Here is a 25,679-nt window from a genome sequence, read left to right as displayed (position 1 = left end):
AACAACCGCCGAGCGCAAGCAGAAACAGCGGGATGTTACGCAATAGGGGCGCATAGGCCCTTGTATAGTGCTGGTTTCCGGACGCGTTTTGAGAGGAGCAAGGGTTTTATACCTTTTCCCTCAAAATCATCGTTCTGCTGCGTGACACACCCATAGTAAAAACGGGGTGCGGTTGGTCTATGAATGACCGCCGCGCCCCGTTCTTTTTTTGTGCTTATCGTTCAGTTTCCTTTTGCCGTTCGGCTTCTCTTGGCTGTCGCAAAATCCCATCAATGTTCCGCTTGATAACGTCGTATTCCTTTACCTGCTTTTTCAGTTTCCCATAGTCGGTATACAGCTTTTCCTCTTGAAGCCTTTTGTATTCCGCTTGCAGGGCGGCGATGTTCGGGAGCCTGCCGCCGATCTGCGCTGCCTTTAATACTTTGGTGGCTGCTTCATACAAAAAAATACTGCTTTCGTGCCCTGCGCGGTAGCTGTCCTTATACTTTGCTCTGCGGTAGCCGTCACATCGATCAGGTCATTACGAAATCTATTAGTATATTTCCACATTTTATTCAACTATTCTGCCCGTTAGCTTAAGGAAGAACCGTCAGTCTTTTTCTAGTCTACAACTTTATTTTCTTCTGACAGCTGATGCAGGATTTCTAGCTTGCTGCGTTCGATTAGGCTAAGATGTGAATAACTCATGGACTGATTCTCCTTGTGTGAATGCTGGTGTTGGAACTTTCATTCTACACGAATCAGGTCATGGGCCATTTTTTTATTGATTTCCAGCAGGTGTCCACTTCATATTACAATCCGTCAAATGAAGAAAGGATGGTAGTGAAAGATGAAACTGGAAGCAAACAACAAGTTAGTCATGATTGGAGTTTCTGTCACGGTGCGAATGCGGCTGTAACGGCCGATAAGAGATTAAGGAACAAATAGAGCCTTGTCAATGAAAAAGGAGGCTTCTTGGCGAAGCAAAGGTGCTTTGGAGCGGAAATCGACTGAACCGTCAGAATTGGTTATTGTGACTGGATCCGTAACTCCGGCAGCAACAAGCTTGCTTACGGCCTTGATAGCCGATTCATCGGTTTGCCCTGCCAATCGCACCTCATCGCCAAGCGGCCATGGAAGAGGAATGCGCGTTAAGATGACGGCCATTTCTTCCCGAGTTATCGTGCGATCCGGTTCAAATCGGCCTCCGGGCTCCTCCCCCAACCAATGATGCTCGACCGCCGCCTGTATCTCTTTGACCGCAAAATGGTGTTCGATATCCGTGTAACCGGATTTCGATTTGGAGGGCGGATAGCCGACAGCATGCAGCAGCATTGTGATGAATTCCGCCCGGGTCATGGGTGCCTTGGGGTCAAAGCTGCGCCCATCTCTTCCATTGATGATATCCAGCGAATGGAGCTTTTCAATAGACGGTTGGTAGGGGCTTTCTTTCGAGACATCGGAAAACAGCGCTTTTTCCTGCATTTTGGGCGAATAGGCTAACGGTGATTTGGTAGGTCTGTACATATAAGCAATACCGCCATCCTTTTGTTCAAGAAATGCTATTTTCTTCCCGTGGTCATCCATAAACAACAAGGGATCTATCTTTTTCAAAGTAGTCTTGCCATTCCTCAATTTGTATTTGTCTTCCGCTACAAGTTGTCCGTTATTGTACGTAATTCTAGTCACAAATGCCGGGGTATGCAGGTCTCTGTATAATCCGACGTAACGCGCGGCTTGCTGTTCTGTCAGAGGTGATACCGATTCAGGCGTCTCGGTGCTCTTCGGATAATAATGGTTCATAAAGGCAGCATACAAATCCGAGCGCAATTCGGAATCATTATTATAAATGACGAACAATCCCGTTTTGCGCTCAGGCAGTAGCCATATCCATGAGGCATATCCGGGGATGTTCCCGCCTTTGCCGACGACATACTGACCATTCGACAGTTCATTGAAAATGCTTTCAAATCCATAGCTTGTAATAGGTATGGCCGGATGAGCGAAAACGGAAAACTTGCTCATTCGCTGAACACTTTGTTCGCTTAACATTTGCCGATCTCCGGCCTTTCCTTTTTGCAGAAGCATGACCATGAATTTAGCCATATCGCTTCCGGTGGACAACATTCCGCCCTGAGGCATGTCCGTAGGATAAATGCCATACTCCGGATATGGCGTGCCTTGCGGATCGTAAGCTGTAGCCATTCGGGCTTTAAGCTCTGGGGTTACAAGATCATGGGAAGAATTCATGCCGAGCGGCTGAAAGATGTTTTTATCCATGTATTCATGAAAAGGGAGCCCGGTAACTTGTTCCACGGCATATCCCGCCAAAGCAAAAGCATAATCGTCATACTGGTAGGCTTCCCCCGGCGTCCGGACGATGGTTGGCATTCGATCAATTAAGAAATCTCGAAGAGAAGTCTCTTGATTAAGAAGATCGGGCGAGGCGTCATCATCTTTTTCATATGGGAAATCGAACCCAGTCATGTGGGTCAGCATATTTTCCATAGTTAGCGGTTTACCTGTCGAATTGGGTATTGTGATACCTCCGAGATAGGATTGGATGTCCTGATCCAGCTTGATCTTCCCTTGGTCAGCAAGCTGCAGCACAGCCGCAGCCGTAAACGTCTTAGAAATGGAACCGATGCGAAAAACGGTATTGGAATCAACTGGGGTTTTGCTTTCTTTGTTTGCATACCCGTATCCTTTGGATAAAACTACTTGTCCGTCCTGAACGACGACGAACATGGCACCCGGGACATTGAACTTCTTCAAGCTTTCCCCAAAGTAATTGTCCGCGAAGGCCTCCACTTCTTTGGGGTCAACCGGACCGCTTGGAGCAGCAGGAACAGCTGCAGGTTGAATCGCTGTGATTGTTTGCCCCTTAAGAGGGGGCTGTTCCGCACTAACACTATGCCCTCCGACCAAAGCAATCAAGTAAGTCACAGCTAGAGACGTGCTTAGCGTTACAGCGAGCACTTTTGTAACTCTTTTTTTACGCATTAGAAAATTCTCCTTCAATGAAATTGGTATAGGCTGGAAGTGCCCTCTCAGTATAACATGATGGATTATTTCCCCACACAGTCTTCCGTCTAGTTCATTACCTAGACTAAGGTCAAGCAAAAAAGGATCAGACCGCAGCAGCGACCTGATCCTTTGCACTATTATTTTCAATGCTTGTACTGCGGATAAACACGGCCCTACTCAAGCGCTTCCTGGGGTCCCGCCAACATTTTAACGAAAATATACGCTAAGCCTTTGGATGTGGCCGGCATAGCGTTTTTTTACTCCTAAGGGGCTTCCGCATACAATATAGGAAACATTAACCTAAATTTCGAAAGTAACCTTCTATTAAAAAACAAAAAAAAGGGCTCAAATCTTTGGTAGAATGGTGTTTGCGAGAACAAAATCACCCAAAGAGAGGAGCACCTTTTAGGTGAAGTCTACCACACCCATCCATAAAATCAAGACCGAATTTTCACTGGATCAGTCCACAAGCATCGGAGGAAGCAAGATCTTCCTCGATTATCTCGAAAAAATTAAACTGAGCCAGGTGCTGCAAATCTTAGCCGGAGGCAAAGCACACAATGCCTTGTTTTCCGTGCATCGCATTCTGCTATATCTCATTGTCGGCTGGGTTCTCGGCTGTGAGCGTCTTTTTCACTTTCGCCGATGGCAAAAGGACTCTCTCCTTCAGCGGTTTCTTGGAGGACGCTGTCCACACCACTCCCTTCTCTACAAAGAACTGGATCGGCTGGGGAAAACCAATCCCCATGTTCGAATGGAACTCCGGCAAGTGAACCTCGAAGTGATCCGGCCTTGTCTGCCTTCCAAGCTCATTCTTGATTTGGATTCGACGGTGGAGACGGTCTATGGCCATCAGGCCAAAGCAGCAAAAGGCGTGAATGCCCATAAACCGGGGCGAAAAAGCTACCACTCCTTGCTCGCTTTTGAGGGACAGTCCCGCCTTTGCCTGAATGCCGTGCTCCGCTCAGGAAATGTTCACTCCTCCACCGAGGCTGTCCCTTTTCTGGAAGAGACCTTTAACCTCTTCGGTCAGCATCAGGTTCTCTATTCCCGGTTTGACAAAGGTTTTGGCGGCGAAGACTTCTATTCCATGTGGGAGGGGCGGAAGATTGGATACGTGGGCAAAATGAAATGGACAAAGCGTTTGGCAACAGAAGTGGCCGCTTGCCGGTACTGGAAACGTTACGTGGACGAAGACTGGATCATTGAAGGCATCGCTCTTGGGTACCAAGCCACGTCTTGGAAAAAGCCTCGGCGGGTCGCCGTGATCCGCAAGGCAAAAGTCGTTGATGATGACCAAGCTTGTCTCCTGCTGGATACCGACTGGGAGTACGAGGCCATCGTCACGAACCTGGATTGGGAATCCATCGATTTGTGGCGCTTTTATAACCAACGCTGTTGTATGGAGAACTACATCAAGGAAGCCAAACGCGGATTTTCCATCGACAAAATCGCCACCGGCTCTTTTGAAGCGAATGAAATCGACCTGCTCGTCAAATTGCTGGCCTATAACCTCTGCGAACCGGTTCATAGGGGCTATACCAATGCAAGGTTTCGTCTGGAATTCTTCCACTGTGCAGCAACGCTGGTGAGTCACAGTCGAACCACCGTCCTCAAACTGGCGAAGATATTCACAAACCGCCACAGCTGGAAACGGATGGAATTCCGCATTGCCCAGCTAGAATGAAGACTTCTAAAATCTAACATGGAAATTCAGATGCCCGGTCTTCTGGGTGGGGGAAGTTGTATGCTGGAAATCAATTTTTGAATATTCCCCCTGTAAATTATCCCTGATTCTTACAGGTTTTTCGAACGCTGAGTCTCTCGATTCATTACTGTTACGGGCTTTCGAAATTCAGGATAAAGTGAATTTACTTTTTAACTCATACTTATTGTAATCTTTTCCATTTCCGTTAATAATATCTTCTATATCCCATGTAAGTTCTTTGCATTTTTGAATTATATGCTGCTTGTTCAATGAAATAAAAATTGTAACAAGAGCACTGATTGTTAATAAACCCGCAGCAATCACAACCACAAATGTCAAATTTTGATTAAGTGTATCATTTCTAAATTCACCAATAAGGATACTAAAAATATTATGTATTTTCTCCATATAAAAACCTCGCAATACATTTTTTTCGCAATATTTAAAAATCTCATTTACATATGATACGGTTCACTGGAATTAATATTCAACTATCCTGCCCGTTACTTCAATGAAAACTAGGGAACAGCTGCAACGGCAATCTGCTCCCTGGTTATTCCACTAACGTTTCCCGTTAGCGTAATGTCCAGTTAATTGTATTAGTCTCCGACTCTTCGAAGATTAAAGATTAGTTTGACAAGCACATTTGCTTGATCGATCGTCTGTTTGACAGTTGCAGCGGCAGAGCGATCAGTGGCTAACCGAAGACCTTGGCCCGCCCAGAGTGACATGTACTCAGGGTTATTCGCTTTTGCAGCTGCCTGGCGAATGTCCCTCGTCATTGCGTTTTGAATTGGGTAGGCAGGAATTTTTCCGGGATACCGATGCATGTCATTCATAAATTCTGTTCGAATACCTCGTGCGGCTTTGCCAGAGTACACGCGAGTAATTTCGGTGCAATCCTCATTTTCTGAAAGAATCTTCTGTTTGTACGTTGTATGAGCACCGCTTTCGGGACACGCCAGAAAGGCAGTTCCCATTTGTACGGCGGCGGCTCCTAATGCGAGGCTTGCTATAAGCCCCCTTCCATCCATGATGCCTCCCGATGCGATGACTGGAATTGTTACATGATCCACGATCTGCGGAACAAGAGCCATGGTGCCTATCTGAGTGTCGGAAACGCTCTTCAAGAATGTGCCGCGATGTCCCCCAGCTTCACTTCCCTGGGCTACAATTGCGTCTACACCAGCCGCTTCCAATTGTTTGGCTTCTTCAATTGTTGTTGCTGTACCAATTACAATTGTTCCACGCTGCTTCATCGTTTGGATCACATCTTGCGGTGGTATGCCAAAGGTAAAACTAAACACCGGGATTTCTTCATCCAGTAATACTTGCACCTGCTCTTCAAACGACTCCGAATATTTCTGGATCGCTGGATTTTGTACAATGCCAAGTTCGACGCGATAAATATTGAGGTGATCTGCCATTTGTCCGATCGTTTCTTCCGATTCTATTCGTTGCTCAGGTACAAACAAGTTGACTCCAAACGGCTGATCCGTTAGTTGTTTGATCTCTCGTATCATGCTTCGGAGTTGTTCTGGTGTTAAGTATCCGGCACCTAAGTTGCCTAGACCCCCGGCGTTTGAAATTGCTGCTACCAATTCAGGAGTCGTAGGTCCACCTGCCATCGGCGCTAGGAAGATCGGGTATTGAATTTTGAGGGTACGTGTTAATTCTGTCTCAAGCATTTTTGAAAACCTCCTATTGTTGAACCTATAATGGAATCTTCATGATTTCGATTAATGCGAATTTCAAAGAAGTTTGTTACTCCATCTATTTAAGGCAGCCACCAAACTATCCTGCCCGTTAAGTTAACAAAAGAATAAGGAACTACCGCAAAGGAAGCTCCTCAACTATCGTTTCCCGTTAGAATTCCTGTAGAATGAATCATCAATGATACTGGCCTGTAATGTGTTCATTCGCATCTTTCAGTATTTTGGAGAGTATCACAATTTGCCCTGCATGATATCCGTAGTGTGCCGCAACCTGAACAAGAAGCTGGCTAATTTCTCTCGCTTCATAGGTTTCATCCTCTGAAGCGCTAACCCGAAGCATTCTGTTCCAATCCTCGTGGTCATAGCGGATTGTAACTTCTCTTTTTAAATCCTCATCAGACAAAACTGATAATATACTTACCGATTCGGATCGTGTCCTCATAAGAACGCTAATCAACTCATCTTTTGATATGCCACCTTCAGAATTAAATTCTCGAGTACGTTCCCGAATGAATGGTTTGTTTCCGATTGCACTTATGAGGTTCTGATATTCGTTACCTGCTAAATGCAAGCAAAGATTACCGATGCTGTTCATGGAATCCTTCATTTTCTTCCAAATCAAATCATCATCAAGCGGGTTTATGCTCTTTATAATTCGATCGAGCTGCTTGTTCATGTCTTCGAGTACATGCTTTATTAGGTCTGGCATGACCATTTCCCCCTCTGTAAACTTATTTTTATTATTCGTTAAACTCTGGGTATTTCCTTTAATTATCCTGCCCGTGGGACTTGATCCCGAGCGCTATAATGTTCACCCCTATTTGTCATGACCATGATTGAGGCTGGTTGGGACTTTAGATCCCCGGTAAATTTACATGAAGGAGAGATCAGATGAACCCCGTTATTGGGCTAGACATTTCTAAAGAAGAAAGCCACGGACAGGCCTTTTTAGATCGTGGAAAACCATACAGAGGGACCTTTCATTTCGAACATACGTGTGAAGGACTTGAGAAATTGCTTCAAGCTATTCGAGACGTCGAGCATGTATCTGGATATCGTCCTACGTTGATTCTCGAAGCAACCGGGCACTCCCAAAGCCCCGTCGTTCAGTTCTTGGAGGAGCATCACTATTTATTCATTGTTATCCATCTGCTCATTTCAAATCGGCTTAGAAAATCCAATCTTCGGAAAGTTAAAACGGATGCCGCGGATGCTTATCTTTTGGGCGATCTTTACTATAGGGAAGAATTCGAACCTTACAAAAAAAGGGGTGTGCAGCTGCTTAATCTGCGCTATCTGACTCGGTAATATGAGGCATTTTCAAAGATGTGTGTGCAAACAAAGCTGCAGTTCCAAGCTGTCTTGGATCAGGTTTTCCCTGCATATAAAGGTGTCCAAGATCAGCCTTCTACTTTCTTCAAAACGAGGTCGTTCAGAAAATTGGATTAACAAACGAGTCCAACGATTGCTCGATGCAGCAAAACAAAATCCCTTTCAGCAAACGATGTACTCAAGCCACTTGATTAATCTAAAGATCCTGATCGCCCGTATTCTTCAGTACCAGGAGCATCTTGCTGAGTTAGAACAGAACATAGATGCCCTGGCTAAAGAGATTGAAGAGTATGATTTAATCCAGACTATTCCCGGTATTGGCCATAAAATTGCTGCAACAATTTTATCGAAAATTGGAGAAGTCGACCGATTTGATCATCCAAAGAAACTGGTCGCGTTTGCTGGCATTGACCCCAGTGTTTTTGCTTCAGGTAAGTTCACAGCAACTCGAAATCGAATCACCAAACGCGGTTCCCGGCAGCTTCGATATGTCCTAGTTATGGCCGTGCAGTGTGGGTTGATCCGTTCTCGCAACACTCGGATTAAAGATTTTTACGACCGCAAAAGAGCCGAAGGAAAGCCTCACAAAGTTGCTCTAGTGGCATGTGCAAATAAGCTGGTTCATTGGCTGTATGCCATTTTAAAAAGTAAGAAATCATTCCGTCCGACATAACAAAAAGTTAATGGTATAACCTTCCAATACAACTCGAATTGGAGGGTTGTTGGGCATGCTTATTTTTCACTATACCATAAGGTTTCTAAATTGTTTTGCTGGAAATGTTGACAAGCTATTAGCTGGTATAGTTTAATATAGTCTTATTTCCTAACGAAAACCGAGTATCTCTCTGGATTTCCAAAACTCATTTTCCTAGCCAAATTGATAGAGGCACGATTATGAATGTCACAATCCCATTTTGGGGTTAACGTTCGATTTAAACACTCCAATATAAATGCTTCTGATGTGCATTGAGCCACACCTCTACCTCTAAAATGATCATTAGTAATTATATCTATCTCTGCAAATCCTAATGACGTGAATATTGAAACACATTCTCCTGCATGCACATTGTTTTGAGTTACAGAGAAACCGAATCCTTTCTGAATAAAATTTTCTACCGTTCCCCAATACTTAATGATATATGTTATGTTAAAACTTCTATTCTCATGAAGCGCTTCCTCATTTGTCTTATTTAGTTGAAACTTATCCGGTAAATTAGTTTTGCTTAATTTCAAAAAATTGCTCTCATTAAATTTAAAAGAATACCTTTGCAATTGTTTCAACTCAGCACCAATCAGTTCCTTGATTTTGTTATCCCAATTTTCAGATAAAGAAAACAAAGTAAATCTTTGGTTAGTAACCTTTCTACTCTTAAATTTGTTCATAAGCAGATCTAAGAAGTTATCATTTTTCACGTCTCCAACAACTACATATATACCCGAAGAGGTTCCTATTAATGCAGAGGACTCATCAACAACGATTTCTCCAGTAATATAATTATCTAATACAGAGTAAGCGAATGTAGGAAGAATGTTACCTTTGTTTTCTCTTAGAATTGCAGAAGTTGAATACTCCATCATTTCTAACAAATCCTTTCCACAGGATACTGCAATTTTTTAAAACCACTATTAAACGAATTAAATCTTTAATTTCCAAACTCAACTTTCATTTTTACGGTTATAATTAGATATATAACTAATTTGATGATAATATAATTATTTTATCTTGACAACTATAAGGATATGATTATGAATTTTTAGTAAGCTAACCTGCCCGTTAGCTTAATGAGCTAAAGTAACTTATTAAATGTATATCTAATCAGTAATCGGAACAGGCTCTTGTCCATTTCGGCAATCGGTACAAGTTCTTGTCCTTCGCTCGGGACAAAAACTTGTACCGATAAAATAAAAAAAGCCGCTAAAATAGCGATTCAATGGGACATGTTCTTGTCCCTCGACAACTCGACTTTTGATAGGAACAAATTCTGCCTCTTCAATATGGCGCTTTTGACTGTGTAAGAAGAACTTGTCCTTTTGGTAGACCTGTCCCACCGTAAATAGTCACTGTATAAGCGCCTGAAGGAACAAGTGGCATACTATCATTATTTACAAGTTCTACTGTTGCGTCTGCTGCAACACTTGCATTAAAAATAACCGTATTCTTGCTGTTGTGCTTTACTTCGACCCTAAAAGAGTGTGCTCCAGTATTTTTTGCATTAAGTTTAATATGTGGATATCCAACTGTCACAGAATAATCTTTTTCAGGGTCCACTTTATCACCCGCTAAATCCCAAGTTAGTGTATCTTCGAGTGCATCAGGACTGCTTTCAAAGATTCCATTTTCTTTTTTTGATTTTAAATCAACATTATTTTTCAAGGCACTTGAAACGCCAATAATAAGTAAAATAGATGCAGTGGTAGCAATAATCTTCATAACTTTGTTTTTCATTTATGTAACGTTCCTCTCAATGAACAGATTTCAACTAGCTCCCGTTAGTTTAATGATCTGACTTTTTTCTTCATCATGACATCAAGAAAATATAGTAAAGTGTGCATATTAGCTTTTACCCCAATATGCACACGCCATCAACATATTTACAGTTAGATACCGTTCTTTTGATAATTTTTCTTGCTACCCGTCCGTGTTATTCTCAGTCTATCTTAGCTTTTTAAAATAATCGAATAACGCATGAATTTCTTTATAGGATACATCCCCATTTATTGACATTGTTTCGAAAGTTACGCCTTCATAATTTGAAAACAAGTAATCCTGAGACTCAAAACCTAAGAGTTGATAAAAACTTTTCCTTTTAATTCTTTGATTATTATTAAGAAATTTAGGGTTAACTTCTTCAATATTCAGGCAAATCCGATAGTTAGAGTATTTATTTATTATCTCATTAACAACTGCTTTCCCGTACCCTTTATTTTGATATGCTTTACTAATTGCCAAATACAATATGTAAAGCATATCGTTTTTTACGATTAGGTAATTCATTCCTACCAGCGTGTAATCATCATATATTCCATAAAACAAATGGTCGGTATCATTGCTTATCTCTACCAATTTATTATATGGGACCATCTCTTCTTTAGGAAACGAATCATCATAGATTTTTTTTATCTCATCAATATTCTCGTTATTAACTCTTTTTAATACTACAGTCATAAATTTCTCCTCGCTCTATTTTTTAAGAAGATTTCGTACTTATGCCAATCGCTTTGATATGAAAAAATAATTATATAGATATCTATCTCTTACAGGTCACAGTTCAAATTCTCAGGATCCTCTCTTTAAGTGCTCTTTAGTTTACCACTTGATTTTGAATTTTACCTTCTTTCTTTCCATACAACATGTAATATAGAAAAAGTGTAGCTAATACAATTAATCCGAGTATTACATACAAACCACTATATCCTGTAGCTGGAATTATCAAACCGATAATAGATGGGCCAAATCCGTTCCCTAGATCATAGAATATAAAGAACGTCGCAGTTGCTAAGCCAACTCGGTGAGGTTCAGCTAAATTGATGGCTATGGCTTGAGTTATGGAAGAAATATTACCAAATCCCAGAGCAACCAATGCTCCTACCAATAACAATGTAAAGCTACTGTTAACTGAGCTTAAAAGAAGCATCCCTACTCCATATATAATAAGAGCCGGATATATGATAATGTTAGCTCCTTTTTTGTCTATTATTCGTCCTGTAAAAGGTCGTGATATTAAGACAAAAACAGTATATACCATAAAGAAGAAACTTGCTGTGTCTATTAACCCTAACTCCAAAGCATAAATATTTAAATATGAAACTATGCCGGAAAAACAAAAAGTCATGAAAAAAATAATAATTGCTATCGGCATTACTTTTGGCTCAACAAAGTCAGAGATTTTTATTCCCTTTTTATTGTTCTTCTCAGTCTTGTACGTTGCGGGAAACTTCAGAAAAAATGCGATTACTAAGCTAAAAATTCCAAGCAATAGACTTAAAGAAAAAATCATTTCAAAGTTTGAGTTTTGGCTCAAAACTAAACCAATAAATGGACCGATTCCTGTGGCCAAGGCCGTACTAATTGCAAAATAACTTATCCCTTCACCTTTTCGTGATGCAGGAAGGCTAAATACAACAACCGTACTCACAATTGTAGATATAATACCCACTGTGATACCGTTTAAAAGCCGATTTAATATGAGAAAGTTAACATTAAGATGAACGAAATAAAGTAATGTTGTTAAAATTAATAAAAACAAGCTGGTCATCAAGATTTTTTTAGAATGTATAAGACGTCCTGTAAACAAACGCCCTAATAATGAACCGATAATAAAAATACCTGCGACGATACCAGCTTGGCCGGTTGATGCATCAAATTCATTAATTGCATAAAGAGTGATTGTCGCGTTTAATAAAAAGAAAATTAATGTCATAATGAAATTGACAGACGAAAGAATAATAAAGTTTTTCGTCCACAGTTTAGGATTCGTTTGGTTCACAGCATATTCTCCTGTCTGTAGATTTTGGTAAATACTTGATATGCAAGTGAGCTAATATTCTGCATTAAAGGAATAAATAATTTGTTATAAAAATTCATAATAAAATGAGACCCATATGAAGGTCTCATATTATTTGAACAACACAATCTCCAATGCGACTCATATTCCAACCTTTCGCAGTGCACATTAAAAAGTGTACGATTCGCCGTCTTCGGGAACTAATAAATTAGAGGTGAATCCCTTTTCTTCTCCAAAGCTTTTTAGTTCTTTTCTAGATAATGTCCAATGATTAACTGCTTCCATATGGACTGAGATAATTTTGGCGTTAGGAGCCGCCTTATGCACCTCGTAAACATCTTCTTTGCCCATTATAAGTGAGCCCAAATCATGCCAACTATTATTTCCAGCGTTCAACACGATAATCTCAGGAGTGTGGGAAATGATTTCTTTTTCGACACCTTCATACCATACTGTATCTCCGGCTAGGTATAACGTCTTCTCGTTGGCATGTTTGAAGACAACACCACATACCTGACCCATCATTTTTAATAAATCTTTCCCTCTGCCGTGCTCGCCTTTTGTTTTAATTAACTGAATACCTTCAAAAAGCGTATCTTCAGCAAGTACTTCTACTTGTTGAAAACCGTCACTTTCAACTTGTTTAGCATCTTCTTCGTTTTGTACAAAAACTTTAGTGCCTTTTGGAAGCACTGCTTTTGCTATATCATCGTAGTGATCTAGATGCAAATGAGTCAGAATAACAGCATCGACATCCTTAATGATGTCGTAAACGGACATTGGCAAATCAATTATAGGATTTCTCAAATCCTCTCTGATCCCCGCCGGGAATGGATCATACAGACCTTTGTCCGCAAGTACTGGATCGACTAGGAACTTTTTACCTGCATAGTGAACAATGATTGTTGCATTTCGAACTTGTTGAATGTGCATATTTATATATAATTCTCCTTCTGTTTTTTTAATTGTTTGTTGACAATGATAAGTTTATACTAGATGCAACCTTCAAATACACAGATTAAATAAAGTGTATTGGTCTTTTTACTTTATTTTTAAAGGAGATGCGTTTGATTTGGATCAAACAGATAAACGAATTATTGAAGAGCTGAGTCAAAATAGTCGAATTACCATGAAAGAATTAGGGGAAAGAGTGCACCTAACTGGACCTGCAGCAGCAGCCCGGGTAGAAAAACTTGAGGATACTGGAGTTATAGAGGGATACAGCATTAAAGTTAATCACGCAAAATTAGGATGTTTTACGTATGCATTTCTAAATATCTATATTAAAGATACACACCATCAACCATTTCTTTCATTCATTCATTCTAAAGAGGATCACATCCTAAATAATTACAAAATAAGCGGTGATGGATGCTATCTGCTTGAATGTAGGTTTCCAAGTAATGAAGCGTTAAACCAATTTTTATTAGAGTTAAACAATTACGCTAACTACAAATTATCCATTGTAATCGAGAAAACCTTGTAAACAAGAACGTACAAAGAAACTTGTATTTCTGAGAAACGAACCCATCAGAAAAAGATCCACCCTTAAAAAGAGTATATAAGAAGGTTTTTAAACTATCCTACCCGTTAGTTAAACAAAGGCAGGCGATCACAATGATCGCCTGCCTTCTTGGTTTTATTGAGTTATCGTTTCCCACTAGCTTAACAATTGGACATAATAACATAATAATTACTCACTTTATATCCCAGTATAGCTTAAGAAGCTACCGAAGTTTTAGACAAAAAGTGTACTAATTCATATACCTATTAAAAAACTCAGGAGCTCAGATTGAAAACTTTTTGCAGTAAAACTAAGCTCACGATTTTTATGAACAATTAGACCATGCGTAAAACTCATTTTGGAACTAAATGGTATCAGGATTCCACAGTACTTTTGCATTTAATGCTTCCCCTATTAAACGAAAAGGCACATATACAGCACCTTCTTTAACAATAGGGTTTACCCCGACATAAACCTTCTTATCGTTGACATACACACTATTCCTACCCACAGTTAGTTTCAGTTTGTTTTTCGTATCTGATTCGGTTACCGTAACCGTCTTGGTTTTATTGTCCAAGTCCACTTTTAGATTTGGAATAAGGGAAACTGTTCGTATTGGAACTAATGTTACATTGTCTATGACAATGGGATTCTGTCCATTAGCCATGCTACCATTAATATTTAAAGAAAGTTCTTTCTGACTTGAAGCTGCAATTGCACCAGTTGCGGTTAGCATTGCCAAGCTTAATAATAAGCTACATACAAATAAGCTCTTTTTCATCAATTCGATACCTCCACATAAGAAGCTTCAAAAACAAATCTCTCTACCACCTAGAAGAATGGCTCATTAAAATGGATGAATTGAAGATGGAAAACTACTAAGTAAATTGTATTTTCCATGTAGTCAAGGGATGCCCTTCTCATCCTATATATAGGGAATAATCGAGAATCCTCTGTTTAAGAAGAATCATTTATTTTTCAAACGTTTTTGTAAGAGAGTCTCGAACTTCTGACAAGCATCATCATAATTAACGTGCTGTTCGCCATACCGTCTCTCCAATCGCTGTAGCCAATCAGTATACAACTCATTTACTGTAACTGATTGTATTTGTTCCAACGTCATTCGACCCAGTACATTTCCACAATATGAAGCAATGGAGCACTCAACATTAACTTGGCGCCATTTCGCCTTTTTGGACACCGGTAGCTGCTGCTCAATTGAAGGTAAAAAATCAATATTAAACCGCTCAGCGTGTGCCTCAAGGGCGTGTAAAGTGCTATTCTCATCAGTTTGACAAAAAAACCGCCACGAACTCGATTCCATCCATAAAGGCGCATAAATTCTATGGTCATCAAATTTTCCGCATGCTCGGCCGTTGGGAGATCACAAACTCTGAGAGGCAGCTTACGAACTAATTCCTTCGGACGATGAAGTTGAGTCCAAACAGCCCCCTTCCCTTTACAGTGATTTTTAATCCTCTTATCTATTTGGGTGGAGGTTCCAACATAAAAACAATCATGTTCTAGTTTCAATGCATATACCGTATGATCCTGTTTTTCCCGTGTTATATGCTGTTTGAGCAATATTCGCAATTCGTATAAACGTTCTGTAATTAGATTACGGACAAAAGGATTTTCGGAATGATATTTTTGAAGTGACTTATACTCTGTATCATACTCCACATAACTATAATCTGAACTAGACTCACAACTATCCATCGGGCTACCTCCTAAGTAATTTAGTGCTACTGGGCTACTTTTTTAGAGTTACCCATTACAAGTTTTAATTACCTCTTAACACTTGTGTAACTCTAAGATGTTTTATACTTATATGTAAAACTTTTATTGGCGTATAGTAATTGTAATGATTGATTATACTGCTAATGGCCACCCGGGAAAGGGCCACACAAATACACAACATCATGAGGACATTGAGTTGCTGCAAAGCGCAGTTATAGCACTCACCGTCATACATATATGATAGGGTGTCACTTGAATTAGTAATGGGAAGTACAACCTAATCCAATAAAAGTGGTCTGTGGGGACACCTGTAGGCCTTATTTGTGCCTTTTTAACCCTCTCCAGAAGATTGTCCAATAACGCCGAGTTAATTCAACAAGCTCTATTCAATTCCCTTTTTCCACAAAATTCTGTTGAAACATGACTTTCGTAGTTTAGCATAGAATAGACGGTTACTATTCGTCCAGGTAAATTAATTTGGTACGAATCACCAACGTTTCACAATTCATATTCCGTTGTACAATTCTTTGTGTTTCATCCGGATCTCCAGTAAAGCCCAAATAGTCTGAGATTGTAACACCAAGCCTTTTTTCCATAGAAGCAATTGCTTCTTCAAAGGGATCATTATGTTGAGGCTTCTCCACCCCAAGCGGGAATTGAATTATGTCTGCTGCCATGTATTCTTAATCTCCCTTATCGGTTGAATAACTACACTATATCACGATTGGTATGCTAAATTCCTATATAAAATAATACTTCCCCTAGAACAGAGCCAATGATTAGACTCATAAAGACCCATCGGGAATGAGATAAAGTTCTTGTCATTTGCTTTTTACAAGAACTATATCCCATAAAATAAAAAACGCGATTTTCGCAGCAATTAATGAGATAATGTTCTTGTCACCCGACAAAAACCACAAAAAATGTTGCATAACGTTTTTTTTTGAAGCAAAAGTAGTTGCATAAAGCTTCTTTGGATGGTTCTAAACAAACAAAGCCTTTAGAGGATTGTCCTATCTTTACAACCATCCGGTTCCTTTAAGCTTGTCCGTAGATACCATCCGCTCTCAACCCCTCCAATTCCTGAAATTTTATCAGGTTTAATTCTGTCTGTGCATCTAGATTCGAGGTGTTACCTGAAAGTTTAGGTACATCCATCCAATCCGCATCAGATCGGGTGCGGTAAAATCGCAGATTTTCCTTCAACACTGAGACTTCCGCATGATTGTCTCCCTTGCGAAGGGAATTTTGGAAATTTGTATTCCATTTTTCATTAAGGCTTAGTGATCGATCGCAGCAACATTATCGTGGCCTTTTGACATGAGAAAAAAAGCTCCTTTCAGCTTTGGAATGCTATTGGTCATCCATACAAGTTATTGTTAGAAAATATCTAGAATAAAGCTTCTAACGTCACCTGTCAGTATTATCAAATATCTCGCCTTCAAGATCTTAGTCAGTGGTAAATCCCGGGTTCCTCCTGCTGTTCATTAAAATATGGCTGAATCGGTTTGGCTACATGATTTTCTCTGAACTTATGCTTGTACGCTTCAAAATCCCAAGTCTCCAGAAATTTCTCTGCTGCAGCATGGCCCGATGACAGTAAGGTATGCTTATCCTCCTCCGTCAAATCGAACTTCGTCGTCGTTACTTTTCCGGTGGGAATAAAGACGGTTCGTTCTTCCGCATGCTCATCCACATGTCTTTGATCGTGGGCCTGCAGCATAGTTTTGAAAATTCCTTTGAGTAAAGAAGCTGGGCCGTTGATATCCACGGATTGGGCATACGTACGCTTTTCTGACAGCCGGAAGCCAAAGGTTGGCCACCGTGGAATCCCATCCACATCAAATAGCCAGATCGGATAATTACTGAGCATTCCTCCGTCCAGCATGTAATACGGTTTCTTCTGCAATGGCGTATGCCATATATAAGGCTTAAAAAAGAAAGGCAGTGTTGTGCTCGTCCGTACAGCCGCAGCAATTGGAAATTCAGATGCCTTCAGCCCATAATGAGGCAAATCATTAGGGAAAACTACGATCTTCCCATTGCTTATGTTCGAGGCGATAATCGAGAGCTTTCCTTCAGGAAGATCTCCAAACGTTACAATGTTCCTTCGCTTCAGCCAATCCGTCATCACTTGCTCTAAGATGTGGTTGCTGTAAATGCCAGAGTTCAACATTATCGGAAGGACCTTATTTAAAAAAGGCAGGCTGTTCATTCCTGTCCGCCCGAGCAGCTTCATATAGTCCAGCGAGCTCATCAGCTTCCTAATTTCAGCACTGTTGTAACCGCAGGCCAATAAAGCTGCAACAATCGCTCCAGCGGATGTCCCCGCAAGTTTTTTTCAGGTATATCCTTTGGCCTCCATCACCTCAATAGCTCCCACAAAAGCAATTCCCTTGACGCCCCCGCCTTCAAAGACTGCATCTGCTTCCACTTGCTCGTCCTCCTATTACAAATAAAATATTTATTTGTAATTATGTGTTTTGTACACTGAATTATGCACTTTAAGGAATAGTTAAGAAGTGTCGTGGGAGAAAGTTTTCGTTTCCTGCTATCAATAAACTCCGTAACAAACCACGGAAGATCAGACAGTTTTTCATCGATTCGATTCATATAATGCATTTTCATTTGTCTATCCATATATGTATAACCTATATGGATGGCTAAATCATTTGTCTCTTGTCATCCCCACTTCTCGATGACAAGAATATTATCTCATTCCCCACATATAACCTTTCATATCATCCCGATACTTGGAACTCATTAAAGCTCTGCTACTATATCGTAAATGGTTGTTTGTCTACCACTGAGGGACTGGATCAATGCGGGGGGCGACTTCAATGGCAGAATGAACCCCATGGAGATTCGCCCCACTCTACGCGATGAAGATGGCGAAGAACACCCGCTTTACAAGGATGAAGGTCATGGGATGTCGGATATGGCGTTGCATCTAAAAAATTTTGAAATTTTCTTTAATCTCTACCTGCCTGCACTGAACATGATACAAAAAGCGGTTCTGAAAAAATGCCTCCCTTTCCTGTTTCAATTGACACAAGCGGACATTACGAATATTGCAATTACAGAAGATATCGATCCGTTACAGGAAGAAATCCGGGGGCTATAAAATATATTTTATAATGTCCAAAACACTCATATAACTTTAGTGAAAATTACGTCTGCCTTGATTTCAAGGTTCCGGGAAGCGGATAGCAATCGACTGGAATGAATGAAATAACTGCAAACCAAATGTGTAGGCGCTGTTCCCATAAACAATTCAATAATTGTCATTTAAAATGGTTTCAATTATGATGTATGCTGAGGTATAAGTTTTTTAGCTCATTTCATATAGGAGGATAACAATGATTTATAGAAATGCTACTGTTGATGATATATCTGCTATAGTGAAATTACAAAAAAAATATCACATTACAACCATTAGTGAAAAAGACAAACCCGATGGCTTCGTTACAACCTTATTTACAGAAGAACAGTTTAAGGAATTAATTGAAAAGGAAAATGGAATTACAATTGCATGTCATGGCAAGAAGATTGTTGCTTATGCAATGGCTGCCTCGTGGAAGTATTGGGCTAAGTGGCCTCTTTTTCAATATATGATTGACGATTTGAAAGATACAGAATATAAGGGAATTACGCTTTCTACAGAAAACACTTATCAGTATGGGCCAATTTGCATTGATATGGATTACAGGGGTACGGAAGTACTCCGAAAGGTTTTTGATTTTTCCAGAATGCAAATGAGTAAAAAATATCCGATATTGATAACTTTTATAAACCACATCAATCACAGATCATACGCTGCCCATACCAAAAAGCTTGGTCTTGACGTGATTAAAAGCTTTGATTTCAACAATAATACTTACTATGAATTGGGTTGTTACACATCAGAATGATTGGATAAACATATTGTTTGCTTGCCCTGCCCGTTAAACCATTGGCGGTGCACCGTTAGCTCTACTGAATAACACGATAGATTTTTTGCAGTTATAAATGAAAATTGAGCACAAAGGGATTTGCCATATGCCAAAAAACACCTCCGATGGTTAGAGACCAGATAATTCACATCTCTACTATCGGAAGAATTATGATTATAGCCTTTTGTCTCCAAAATTCAAGATAGTTTTGCCTATACTCGGTCAATGAGGAAGAGATGCTGTTTGGTAACTATGCTTATCTTACTCAGAATGAACGTCTTTTTCGCGTTCTCCATCTAGCCGTAGAAGGTTCTGAAGAGATTCTGATGATATCCGGCATCAGTAAGAATCGAAACCCAAATTTGCTACTCTTTGTATGTAATTGTAATTTTTGAACATCCATAAGCCTATTTTATCATCTCAATACCAAGACTCATGGAAATCGCCCTTCAACTAGCCTATCAGGCCAATTTAAGGGCGATTAATATTGGTTATATTTACCGATTGAGATCGAAACGACTAGCGTTGAATCAGCTTAACTTACCGGTCAAAAATTGTGCCTCCCCTAGTCCAAAACTCCAATCATCATCATTATTTTCAACAATAGATACCATTAAATCGGTTGGTGCGATGCCACATTCAGCTTCTAACCTTTCAGCCAGTAAGGAATAGAGCTTTTGTTTCTTCTCTTTTGGCCGGGCCTTGCTTATTATAGAGAGAATAACTAGACTATCGGTACGGTTAAATCCTAGCCCAGTATCCTCAATAATCATATGATCCGCCGGGTGTTCGTGAACGATTTGATAACGATCTCGCTCAGGAACGTCAAAAGCTTCCACAACAACTTGATGGGCAACATCCAAAAGTTTTTTCAGGCTTGCTTTATCTCGTCCTTTAATAAGATCAAAACGAAGTAATGGCATTTTAACTTCCCCCTTTTAATAAAAATTATTTTTTCCCTATTTATTATCAACCATTCTAATAAAAGAAAAATTTCGGACAAGAACACTGGCTTGATCAATGGTTTGTTTTACAATTGAAGCGGCAGGTTGGTCGCCTGCTAACCGAAGACCCTGGCCCGCCCAAAGTGACATATACTCGGGGTTGTTCGCTTTTGCAGCCGCCTGACGAATGTCCCGGGTCATCGCGTTTTGAATGGGGTAAGCCGGAATTGTTCCGGGGTACTGATGCATGTCAATCATAAATTTTGTTTGAATGCCTCTTGAAGCTTTTCCGGAGTATGCACGTGTAATTTCAGTGGAGTCCTCATTTGTCGAGAGGATTTTCTGTTTGTACGTTTCGTGGGCGCCGCTCTCGGGGCAGGCTAGAAACGCAGTGCCCATCTGTACTGCAGCGGCTCCTAATGCAAGGCTTGCTGCAAGTCCCCGCCCATCCATGATTCCCCCTGCTGCGATGACCGGGATCGACACATGGTCAACGATCTGCGGAACAATAGCCATGGTGCCTATCAAAGCATGGGAAGGGTCTTTCATGAAGGTCCCCCTATGCCCGCCTGCTTCGCTCCCCTGAGCCACAATTGCATCTGCACCAGCTGCTTCCAATTGCTTGGCTTCATCCACAGTTGTTGCAGTTCCAATAACGAATATCCCATGCTGTTTCATGGTTTGGATCACGTCTTGAGATGGTATGCCAAAAGTGAAACTAAATACGGGGACACGCTCCTCCAACAGTACCTGTACCTGCTCCTCAAATGATTCTGAAAACTTCATAATCGCTGGATTTTGAGCAGTGCCAAGTTTGATGCGGTATTTATTCAGATAATCTGTCATCCGGTAAATGGCTTCTTCCGACTCTTCTGATTGCTCAGGCACAAACAAGTTTACTCCGAAAGGCTGGTCCGTTCGTTGCTTGATCTTTTGGATCTCGCTACGGAGTTGCTCCGGTGTTAAGTATCCGCCCCCCAGGTTACCTAGCCCACCGGCATTTGAAACTGCCGCTACTAATTCGGGTGTCGAAACGCCACCAGCCATCGGCGCTTGAAAAATCGAGTATCGAATTTTAAGAGCACGCGTCAAATCAGTCTCAAACACCTTTAAAAACCTCCTTTTATTGTAAAATCTCAGACTTTTCAATTACATTCGTTAATAGCGTCCAATCTTTTGAACAGGTTATTAAAATCTTTTAATTTAGCCTTATCCTCGACTTTGACTCCTGAACAAAAGAAAGAAATATTGCCGTTGCCTTCATTTAAAGAATTCATTTCTTCCAATACTTTTTTTAAATTTTTTGCAGTTCCATTATTTCCATCAATTATATTAACATCCGATGAAAATAGTTTTCTAAATATATTTTTATAGTAAGAAAAGTGAGTACATCCTAAAACAATAGTTTCATACTTACTTAAATCATATATAGATAATTGTTCTTGAAGATAAGGCAGCACTATTTGCTCGTTAAACTCAAAACTTTCTGCAAACTGAACTAATTTCGGAAGAGGTAATAAATCAACAACATGTTCGTTATCTAATTTAGTAATAAGATTTTGAAGTCTTTCTTCCCTTAGAGTCAAAGCAGTTGCAGTTACCAAAATTCGTTTATCTATATTTTTTTTTGTTTTAACAGCTGGTTTTACAGCAGGCTCCATACCAATGATTGGAATACTGGATTTTGCCCTTATTTCTTCGATTGCTGCGCTTGTGGCAGTATTACAAGCAATTACTATCGCTTTTACTTTTTGCTGGCTAATAAATTCTATAGCATTTAAAACATACTTTTTAATATCATCTTTCGTTTTGTTCCCATATGGAACATTTAATGTATCTGCGTAATACATATAATCTTCATTAGGTAAAACTTTTAATGTATCATGCAATACAGTAATACCTCCGATACCAGAATCAAAAAAACCTATTTGCATTTCTATTCCTCCAAGTAAAGAAATCAATTCAACCATTCCATTTGTCCAATCAAATTGCCCAGGATCTAACTAAGCTCTTGATCAGGATGAACACGAGCATGGTTCAAATTTCCTATCGCTGCTTTTTGACTTGAAATGACTGCACCGGATAGCAATATAATAGCAGCAGCAACAAGCACCAAAGCGGCAAGAAGTAATGATAGATTGTAGCTATGCGCCACTTCCAACACGATTCCGGCTCCGATTGGACCGAGTATTTGACCTATACCATAAAATCCTGTCATCAAAGCAATTGCTCTATTACCACTGGATGGTCTAGACATACGAGCCGCGGCGAGAGCAAGCATAGAAATACCCATAAACGTACCTCCAAAAAGGACAGACCCTAACATCACGCCGAATATATTGGGAAGCCATACTGGCAGTATGACCCCAACAGCTTGCAGGATAAGCGCAATAATTAATGGGTTTGATGTAACCGACTTTACTCGCCCACCAGAACCAGATCACTGTTGATGGTACCGCCGCTATCCCAACGATAATCCAGCTAAAGTCAGCAAAAATTGACATATGAGGCATTTGCTTAACCATCGCCACAAGAAACGTCGCGCTTACTATATAACCTAACCCCTCGAGTCCATAAGCAACAAGTAGCCAGCCGAAGATAGATGGATTTTCCGCTGATGAACTCAGGGATTCAGCATTTTGAGTTATAGGTTTTGGCTCTTTATCATGGATAAATGACCAAACGGGTACGATAAGGATGATACTAATGATCAAAAGACCGATCCAAGTTCCCCTCCAAGTGAAAATGCTAAGAACAGGCGTAAGTAACCCAGCCAAAACAATGCCTACGCCAACCCCGCCGTAAAATATACCTACCCATTTTTCACGTTTATCTGAAAACAGCGCATCCAACACTAAACTTGATGATAGAACGAAAATAAGGCCGCTGCTAATTCCAGCAAGAAAGCGCAAAATCATCCACCATAAAAATGATGAAGTGATTCCCATAAGTCCTGTTAAAATAATGCAGAGTACCAATTGCATCCGGAGATGATAGGCTCTTCGGGACCCCCATGTTATGAAACCTGCACCAAAGGCAGCGATAAGGTAACCCAAGTTATTACTCCCTGCCAAATATCCGGATTCCGTAGCAGATAGATGAGCTTGTGATTGCATTAATGGAAGTATGGAAGTATATGAAAAACGTCCGATTCCCATTGAAATGATGAGCATAACTAATCCACCGATCATGGTCTTTGTGGAATTAAACAATTTCGCATTTTTAGCTCCTGAATTCTCCATGAGACTGACTTGTCACCCTTCTAAATTCAAATTATCCCTATTACATCCTTTGAATTCCATTATTTTCAAAAAATCCAACATTAGCTTTCCGATTTTATATGCATGTGTTTCCAACGCAAAGTGCCCAGTATCTAATAAATAAATCTCGGCTTTAGGTAAATCCTTTTTAAAAGCTTCAGCACCAGCCGGAATAAATGAAACATCATTTTTACCCCACGTTGCTAATAAGGGCGGCTGATATTCGCGAAGATACTGCTGAAACTCTGGATACATTTTTACATTATTTTGGTAATCAAAAATTAAATCCAATTGTTTCTCATCATTTCCTGGCCGGGACATATAAGCAATATCAAGAGTATAACCATCTGGGGAAACTTGGCGTTCCTTTGTTCCATCAACATATTGGCCCTTGATCGTGTTAGGCGCAAATGCTGTCCTATAACTTTCTCTTTTTTCTTGTGTAGGATAACGCCAATAATCTTCTCGTACCGCCCATTTTCCCCCTAGTCCTTCACGATAAATGTTGCCATTTTGGCTTATTATTGCTGTTACACGTTCTGGATGGTGCATGGCTATGCGAAAGCCAATAGGGGCTCCGTAGTCAAAAACATATAACGCATATTTAGCAAGCCCTAGTTTATCGATGAAGGCTTCGATAATTTCAGTAATATGGTCAAATGTATACTGGAAATCTTCTCTGTCAGGTGACGAGGTATTCCCGAACCCCGGATAATCAGGAGCAATTAAATAGTAGTCTTTTTCTAAAATAGGTATTAGCTCTCTAAACATATGACTTGCGGATGGAAAGCCATGAAGCAATAAAATGACTGGATTATTCGGATTACCAGCCTCACGATAAAATACGTTTAATCCTTCTATCTCTAATGAATGATAAGTCGTCATACTACAACCTCCTGTTTTCTTCATAAGACCTGCCGCTTACTAAACTAATTGTAACTCCTCACAAATATCGTGTAAAATGAATTTATACGATTTGTAATATCAAAATTATCAATAATAAAATGGAGGAATGACGGTGGATATCCGGGACTTGCAGATTTTTCTGGCAGTTGCGAACGAAGGAAGTATTACCAAAGCAGCTGAAAAAATGGAATATGTTCAGTCGAGTATAAGCATCCGTATCCAGCAGCTTGAAAAGGAACTGAAAACAGCGCTATTTCGTCGTGGGCGACAAGGGGTTCGGCTCACAACATCCGGAGAGACGCTCAAGTCCTATGCTGAGAAAATTGTCTTTCTTACTCAAGAGGCGGAACGAGTCGTGGCAGATAACACAATCCCAAGAGGGCCGCTTCGGATCGGATCGCCCGAAACCACAGCAGCGATTCGGCTACCGTCTATTCTCACCGATTACCATAAATCTTATCCAGAGGTGGATTTGGCATTAAAAACTGGAACGACGGAAGAACTTATCCATTTAGTGTTGAAATACGAGTTGGACGGAGCTTTCGTAGCTGCACCAGTTGATCATGCTGAGCTCGATATTACTGAGGTAGGGGTTGAGGAACTTGCACTCATATCAGGAGAACAGTTTCCCTCAATCGGTCAGCCCGAACAATTACGAAATCTGACTTTACTGGTTTTTCGTACTGGTTGTTCTTATCGTCAAAAACTCGAGGCCTGGTTACATCTGAAAGGAATTATACCCGCGAAGATCATGGAATTCGGAACATTGGAGGGGATCCTCGGATGTATTCACGCTGGCCTTGGTGTCTCCCTTTTACCTCGCTCGGTAATTGAGAGAGCCATGGTTCAATATAACTTACGCTCTCATAAGATTTCGGATAAATCCTATATAACACCGACTCTATTCATACGTCGTAAAGATACTTATGAAACTGCAGCTACGTCCGAATTTATCCGGATTTCAAGACAGAGGTTCAATCTTACGTAACCTGCCATCGAAAGTAATCGGCAATATCCTACATTTTGGAGCAGTGTCAACAACATCTTCCTCAAAATAATAACCAAAAGTAAAGCAGCCAGCAGAAAGCTGACTGCTTTACTTTTGGTTGTTAATTCAATGTCTCAGC

Annotated in this window: 25 protein-coding genes and 2 pseudogenes; 6 read left to right on the top strand and 21 right to left on the bottom strand. The window is 40.4% G+C overall.

Features of this window, described 5'->3' with window-relative positions:
• Positions 1-214 precede the first annotated feature (214 nt).
• Both AC6EJC_RS16190 and AC6EJC_RS16185 read right to left on the bottom strand, forming a co-directional pair.
• On the bottom strand, positions 215-442 hold the full coding sequence (locus AC6EJC_RS16190) for a hypothetical protein (protein WP_134912602.1): 228 nt from the start codon (positions 440-442) through the stop codon (positions 215-217).
• A gap of 470 nt (positions 443-912) precedes the next feature.
• Positions 913-2,982: a serine hydrolase domain-containing protein gene (locus tag AC6EJC_RS16185; protein WP_049825158.1), complete on the bottom strand. Its 2,070-nt coding sequence runs from the start codon at positions 2,980-2,982 to the stop codon at positions 913-915.
• Between the two features lie 433 nt (positions 2,983-3,415).
• Here AC6EJC_RS16185 and AC6EJC_RS16180 point away from each other — a divergent pair, with 433 nt between their 5' ends.
• The gene (locus AC6EJC_RS16180) at positions 3,416-4,693 is read left to right on the top strand and encodes an IS1380 family transposase (protein WP_444954850.1); all 1,278 of its coding nucleotides are present in this window, start codon (positions 3,416-3,418) and stop codon (positions 4,691-4,693) included.
• A gap of 168 nt (positions 4,694-4,861) precedes the next feature.
• Here AC6EJC_RS16180 and AC6EJC_RS16175 read toward each other — a convergent pair whose 3' ends face one another.
• The 3 genes from AC6EJC_RS16175 to AC6EJC_RS16165 form a co-directional block, all read right to left on the bottom strand.
• On the bottom strand, positions 4,862-5,122 hold the full coding sequence (locus AC6EJC_RS16175) for a hypothetical protein (RefSeq protein WP_444954849.1): 261 nt from the start codon (positions 5,120-5,122) through the stop codon (positions 4,862-4,864).
• A gap of 191 nt (positions 5,123-5,313) precedes the next feature.
• Complete coding sequence (locus AC6EJC_RS16170) at positions 5,314-6,402, bottom strand: NAD(P)H-dependent flavin oxidoreductase (RefSeq protein ID WP_444954848.1); 1,089 nt, start codon at positions 6,400-6,402, stop codon at positions 5,314-5,316.
• 202 nt (positions 6,403-6,604) lie between these two features.
• Positions 6,605-7,138 (bottom strand): DUF1572 family protein, encoded by a 534-nt coding sequence (locus AC6EJC_RS16165; protein WP_254325589.1) that lies wholly within the window; start codon positions 7,136-7,138, stop codon positions 6,605-6,607.
• Between the two features lie 182 nt (positions 7,139-7,320).
• Here AC6EJC_RS16165 and AC6EJC_RS16160 point away from each other — a divergent pair.
• Positions 7,321-8,434, top strand: a pseudogene (locus AC6EJC_RS16160) (IS110 family RNA-guided transposase).
• 143 nt (positions 8,435-8,577) lie between these two features.
• Here the strand turns inward: AC6EJC_RS16160 and AC6EJC_RS16155 are convergent.
• From AC6EJC_RS16155 to AC6EJC_RS16135, 5 genes are all read right to left on the bottom strand, one after another.
• Positions 8,578-9,339 (bottom strand): GNAT family N-acetyltransferase, encoded by a 762-nt coding sequence (locus tag AC6EJC_RS16155; RefSeq protein WP_444954847.1) that lies wholly within the window; start codon positions 9,337-9,339, stop codon positions 8,578-8,580.
• Between the two features lie 412 nt (positions 9,340-9,751).
• A complete protein-coding gene (locus tag AC6EJC_RS16150; protein WP_444954846.1) occupies positions 9,752-10,207 on the bottom strand; it encodes a hypothetical protein in 456 nt (151 codons plus the stop codon).
• Between the two features lie 207 nt (positions 10,208-10,414).
• Complete coding sequence (locus AC6EJC_RS16145; protein WP_103048882.1) at positions 10,415-10,927, bottom strand: GNAT family N-acetyltransferase; 513 nt, start codon at positions 10,925-10,927, stop codon at positions 10,415-10,417.
• Positions 10,928-11,063: 136 nt separating this feature from the next.
• Positions 11,064-12,248 (bottom strand): MFS transporter, encoded by a 1,185-nt coding sequence (locus AC6EJC_RS16140; protein WP_444954845.1) that lies wholly within the window; start codon positions 12,246-12,248, stop codon positions 11,064-11,066.
• Positions 12,249-12,434: 186 nt separating this feature from the next.
• Positions 12,435-13,199: an MBL fold metallo-hydrolase gene (locus AC6EJC_RS16135; RefSeq protein ID WP_444954844.1), complete on the bottom strand. Its 765-nt coding sequence runs from the start codon at positions 13,197-13,199 to the stop codon at positions 12,435-12,437.
• Positions 13,200-13,338: 139 nt separating this feature from the next.
• Here AC6EJC_RS16135 and AC6EJC_RS16130 point away from each other — a divergent pair, with 139 nt between their 5' ends.
• Positions 13,339-13,752, top strand: a complete 414-nt coding sequence (locus AC6EJC_RS16130; protein ID WP_081112447.1) for an Lrp/AsnC family transcriptional regulator — start codon at positions 13,339-13,341, stop codon at positions 13,750-13,752.
• 382 nt (positions 13,753-14,134) lie between these two features.
• Here the strand turns inward: AC6EJC_RS16130 and AC6EJC_RS16125 are convergent, their stop codons facing one another.
• From AC6EJC_RS16125 to AC6EJC_RS16105, 5 genes and pseudogenes are all read right to left on the bottom strand, one after another.
• On the bottom strand, positions 14,135-14,551 hold the full coding sequence (locus AC6EJC_RS16125; protein WP_444954843.1) for a copper amine oxidase N-terminal domain-containing protein: 417 nt from the start codon (positions 14,549-14,551) through the stop codon (positions 14,135-14,137).
• A 338-nt stretch (positions 14,552-14,889) separates the two neighbouring features.
• Entirely contained in the window at positions 14,890-15,489 is a 600-nt protein-coding gene (locus AC6EJC_RS16120) for a GIY-YIG nuclease family protein (protein ID WP_444954842.1), read from the bottom strand.
• Positions 15,490-15,965: 476 nt separating this feature from the next.
• The gene (locus tag AC6EJC_RS16115; RefSeq protein ID WP_444954841.1) at positions 15,966-16,187 is read right to left on the bottom strand and encodes a hypothetical protein; all 222 of its coding nucleotides are present in this window, start codon (positions 16,185-16,187) and stop codon (positions 15,966-15,968) included.
• A 361-nt stretch (positions 16,188-16,548) separates the two neighbouring features.
• Positions 16,549-16,716 (bottom strand): hypothetical protein, encoded by a 168-nt coding sequence (locus AC6EJC_RS16110; RefSeq protein ID WP_444954840.1) that lies wholly within the window; start codon positions 16,714-16,716, stop codon positions 16,549-16,551.
• A gap of 247 nt (positions 16,717-16,963) precedes the next feature.
• Positions 16,964-17,833, bottom strand: a pseudogene (locus AC6EJC_RS16105) (patatin-like phospholipase family protein); the annotation flags it as partial.
• 534 nt (positions 17,834-18,367) lie between these two features.
• Between AC6EJC_RS16105 and AC6EJC_RS16100 the strand changes: the two are divergent.
• Both AC6EJC_RS16100 and AC6EJC_RS16095 read left to right on the top strand, forming a co-directional pair.
• Positions 18,368-18,634 (top strand): hypothetical protein, encoded by a 267-nt coding sequence (locus AC6EJC_RS16100; protein ID WP_444954839.1) that lies wholly within the window; start codon positions 18,368-18,370, stop codon positions 18,632-18,634.
• 235 nt (positions 18,635-18,869) lie between these two features.
• Positions 18,870-19,421, top strand: coding sequence for a GNAT family acetyltransferase (locus AC6EJC_RS16095; protein ID WP_103048554.1), 552 nt, complete (start codon positions 18,870-18,872; stop codon positions 19,419-19,421).
• Positions 19,422-19,972: 551 nt separating this feature from the next.
• On the opposite strand, the gene AC6EJC_RS16090 is transcribed toward AC6EJC_RS16095, so the two are convergent.
• The 6 genes from AC6EJC_RS16090 to AC6EJC_RS16065 all read right to left on the bottom strand — a co-directional run bounded on the left by AC6EJC_RS16090 (position 19,973) and on the right by AC6EJC_RS16065 (position 24,531).
• Positions 19,973-20,365, bottom strand: coding sequence for a tautomerase family protein (locus AC6EJC_RS16090; RefSeq protein ID WP_013371236.1), 393 nt, complete (start codon positions 20,363-20,365; stop codon positions 19,973-19,975).
• Between the two features lie 36 nt (positions 20,366-20,401).
• On the bottom strand, positions 20,402-21,493 hold the full coding sequence (locus AC6EJC_RS16085) for an NAD(P)H-dependent flavin oxidoreductase (RefSeq protein ID WP_444954838.1): 1,092 nt from the start codon (positions 21,491-21,493) through the stop codon (positions 20,402-20,404).
• 38 nt (positions 21,494-21,531) lie between these two features.
• The gene (murI, locus tag AC6EJC_RS16080) at positions 21,532-22,320 is read right to left on the bottom strand and encodes a glutamate racemase (RefSeq protein WP_444954938.1); all 789 of its coding nucleotides are present in this window, start codon (positions 22,318-22,320) and stop codon (positions 21,532-21,534) included.
• A 65-nt stretch (positions 22,321-22,385) separates the two neighbouring features.
• A complete protein-coding gene (locus AC6EJC_RS16075; RefSeq protein ID WP_444954937.1) occupies positions 22,386-22,745 on the bottom strand; it encodes a YbfB/YjiJ family MFS transporter in 360 nt (119 codons plus the stop codon).
• Positions 22,636-23,628 (bottom strand): YbfB/YjiJ family MFS transporter, encoded by a 993-nt coding sequence (locus AC6EJC_RS16070; RefSeq protein WP_444954837.1) that lies wholly within the window; start codon positions 23,626-23,628, stop codon positions 22,636-22,638. The genes AC6EJC_RS16075 and AC6EJC_RS16070 overlap by 110 nt, the downstream gene beginning before the upstream one ends.
• 12 nt (positions 23,629-23,640) lie before the next feature.
• Complete coding sequence (locus tag AC6EJC_RS16065; RefSeq protein ID WP_444954836.1) at positions 23,641-24,531, bottom strand: alpha/beta fold hydrolase; 891 nt, start codon at positions 24,529-24,531, stop codon at positions 23,641-23,643.
• A 133-nt stretch (positions 24,532-24,664) separates the two neighbouring features.
• Here AC6EJC_RS16065 and AC6EJC_RS16060 point away from each other — a divergent pair, with 133 nt between their 5' ends.
• A complete protein-coding gene (locus AC6EJC_RS16060) occupies positions 24,665-25,540 on the top strand; it encodes a LysR family transcriptional regulator (protein WP_444954835.1) in 876 nt (291 codons plus the stop codon).
• Positions 25,541-25,679: the final 139 nt, after the last annotated feature.

It is taken from the genome of Paenibacillus sp. TY11, assembly GCF_059772165.1.
Note: the sequence above shows the minus strand (reverse complement) of the source record. Positions and strands in the feature narration are given on the sequence as shown.

What these genes read in the sequence shown, in the direction of transcription:
- AC6EJC_RS16185 (WP_049825158.1), bottom strand. Translation starts at nt 2,982, where the DNA reads ATGCGTAAAAAAAGAGTTACAAAAGTGCTCGCTGTAACGCTAAGCACG.
- AC6EJC_RS16175 (WP_444954849.1), bottom strand. Translation starts at nt 5,122, where the DNA reads ATGGAGAAAATACATAATATTTTTAGTATCCTTATTGGTGAATTTAGA.
- AC6EJC_RS16170 (WP_444954848.1), bottom strand. Translation starts at nt 6,402, where the DNA reads ATGCTTGAGACAGAATTAACACGTACCCTCAAAATTCAATACCCGATC.
- AC6EJC_RS16165 (WP_254325589.1), bottom strand. Translation starts at nt 7,138, where the DNA reads ATGCCAGACCTAATAAAGCATGTACTCGAAGACATGAACAAGCAGCTC.
- AC6EJC_RS16155 (WP_444954847.1), bottom strand. Translation starts at nt 9,339, where the DNA reads ATGATGGAGTATTCAACTTCTGCAATTCTAAGAGAAAACAAAGGTAAC.
- AC6EJC_RS16150 (WP_444954846.1), bottom strand. Translation starts at nt 10,207, where the DNA reads ATGAAAAACAAAGTTATGAAGATTATTGCTACCACTGCATCTATTTTA.
- AC6EJC_RS16145 (WP_103048882.1), bottom strand. Translation starts at nt 10,927, where the DNA reads ATGACTGTAGTATTAAAAAGAGTTAATAACGAGAATATTGATGAGATA.
- AC6EJC_RS16135 (WP_444954844.1), bottom strand. Translation starts at nt 13,199, where the DNA reads ATGCACATTCAACAAGTTCGAAATGCAACAATCATTGTTCACTATGCA.
- AC6EJC_RS16125 (WP_444954843.1), bottom strand. Translation starts at nt 14,551, where the DNA reads ATGAAAAAGAGCTTATTTGTATGTAGCTTATTATTAAGCTTGGCAATG.
- AC6EJC_RS16120 (WP_444954842.1), bottom strand. Translation starts at nt 15,489, where the DNA reads ATGGATAGTTGTGAGTCTAGTTCAGATTATAGTTATGTGGAGTATGAT.
- AC6EJC_RS16115 (WP_444954841.1), bottom strand. Translation starts at nt 16,187, where the DNA reads ATGGCAGCAGACATAATTCAATTCCCGCTTGGGGTGGAGAAGCCTCAA.
- AC6EJC_RS16100 (WP_444954839.1), top strand. Translation starts at nt 18,368, where the DNA reads ATGGAGATTCGCCCCACTCTACGCGATGAAGATGGCGAAGAACACCCG.
- AC6EJC_RS16095 (WP_103048554.1), top strand. Translation starts at nt 18,870, where the DNA reads ATGATTTATAGAAATGCTACTGTTGATGATATATCTGCTATAGTGAAA.
- AC6EJC_RS16090 (WP_013371236.1), bottom strand. Translation starts at nt 20,365, where the DNA reads ATGCCATTACTTCGTTTTGATCTTATTAAAGGACGAGATAAAGCAAGC.
- murI (WP_444954938.1), bottom strand. Translation starts at nt 22,320, where the DNA reads ATGCAAATAGGTTTTTTTGATTCTGGTATCGGAGGTATTACTGTATTG.
- AC6EJC_RS16070 (WP_444954837.1), bottom strand. Translation starts at nt 23,628, where the DNA reads ATGGAGAATTCAGGAGCTAAAAATGCGAAATTGTTTAATTCCACAAAG.
- AC6EJC_RS16065 (WP_444954836.1), bottom strand. Translation starts at nt 24,531, where the DNA reads ATGACGACTTATCATTCATTAGAGATAGAAGGATTAAACGTATTTTAT.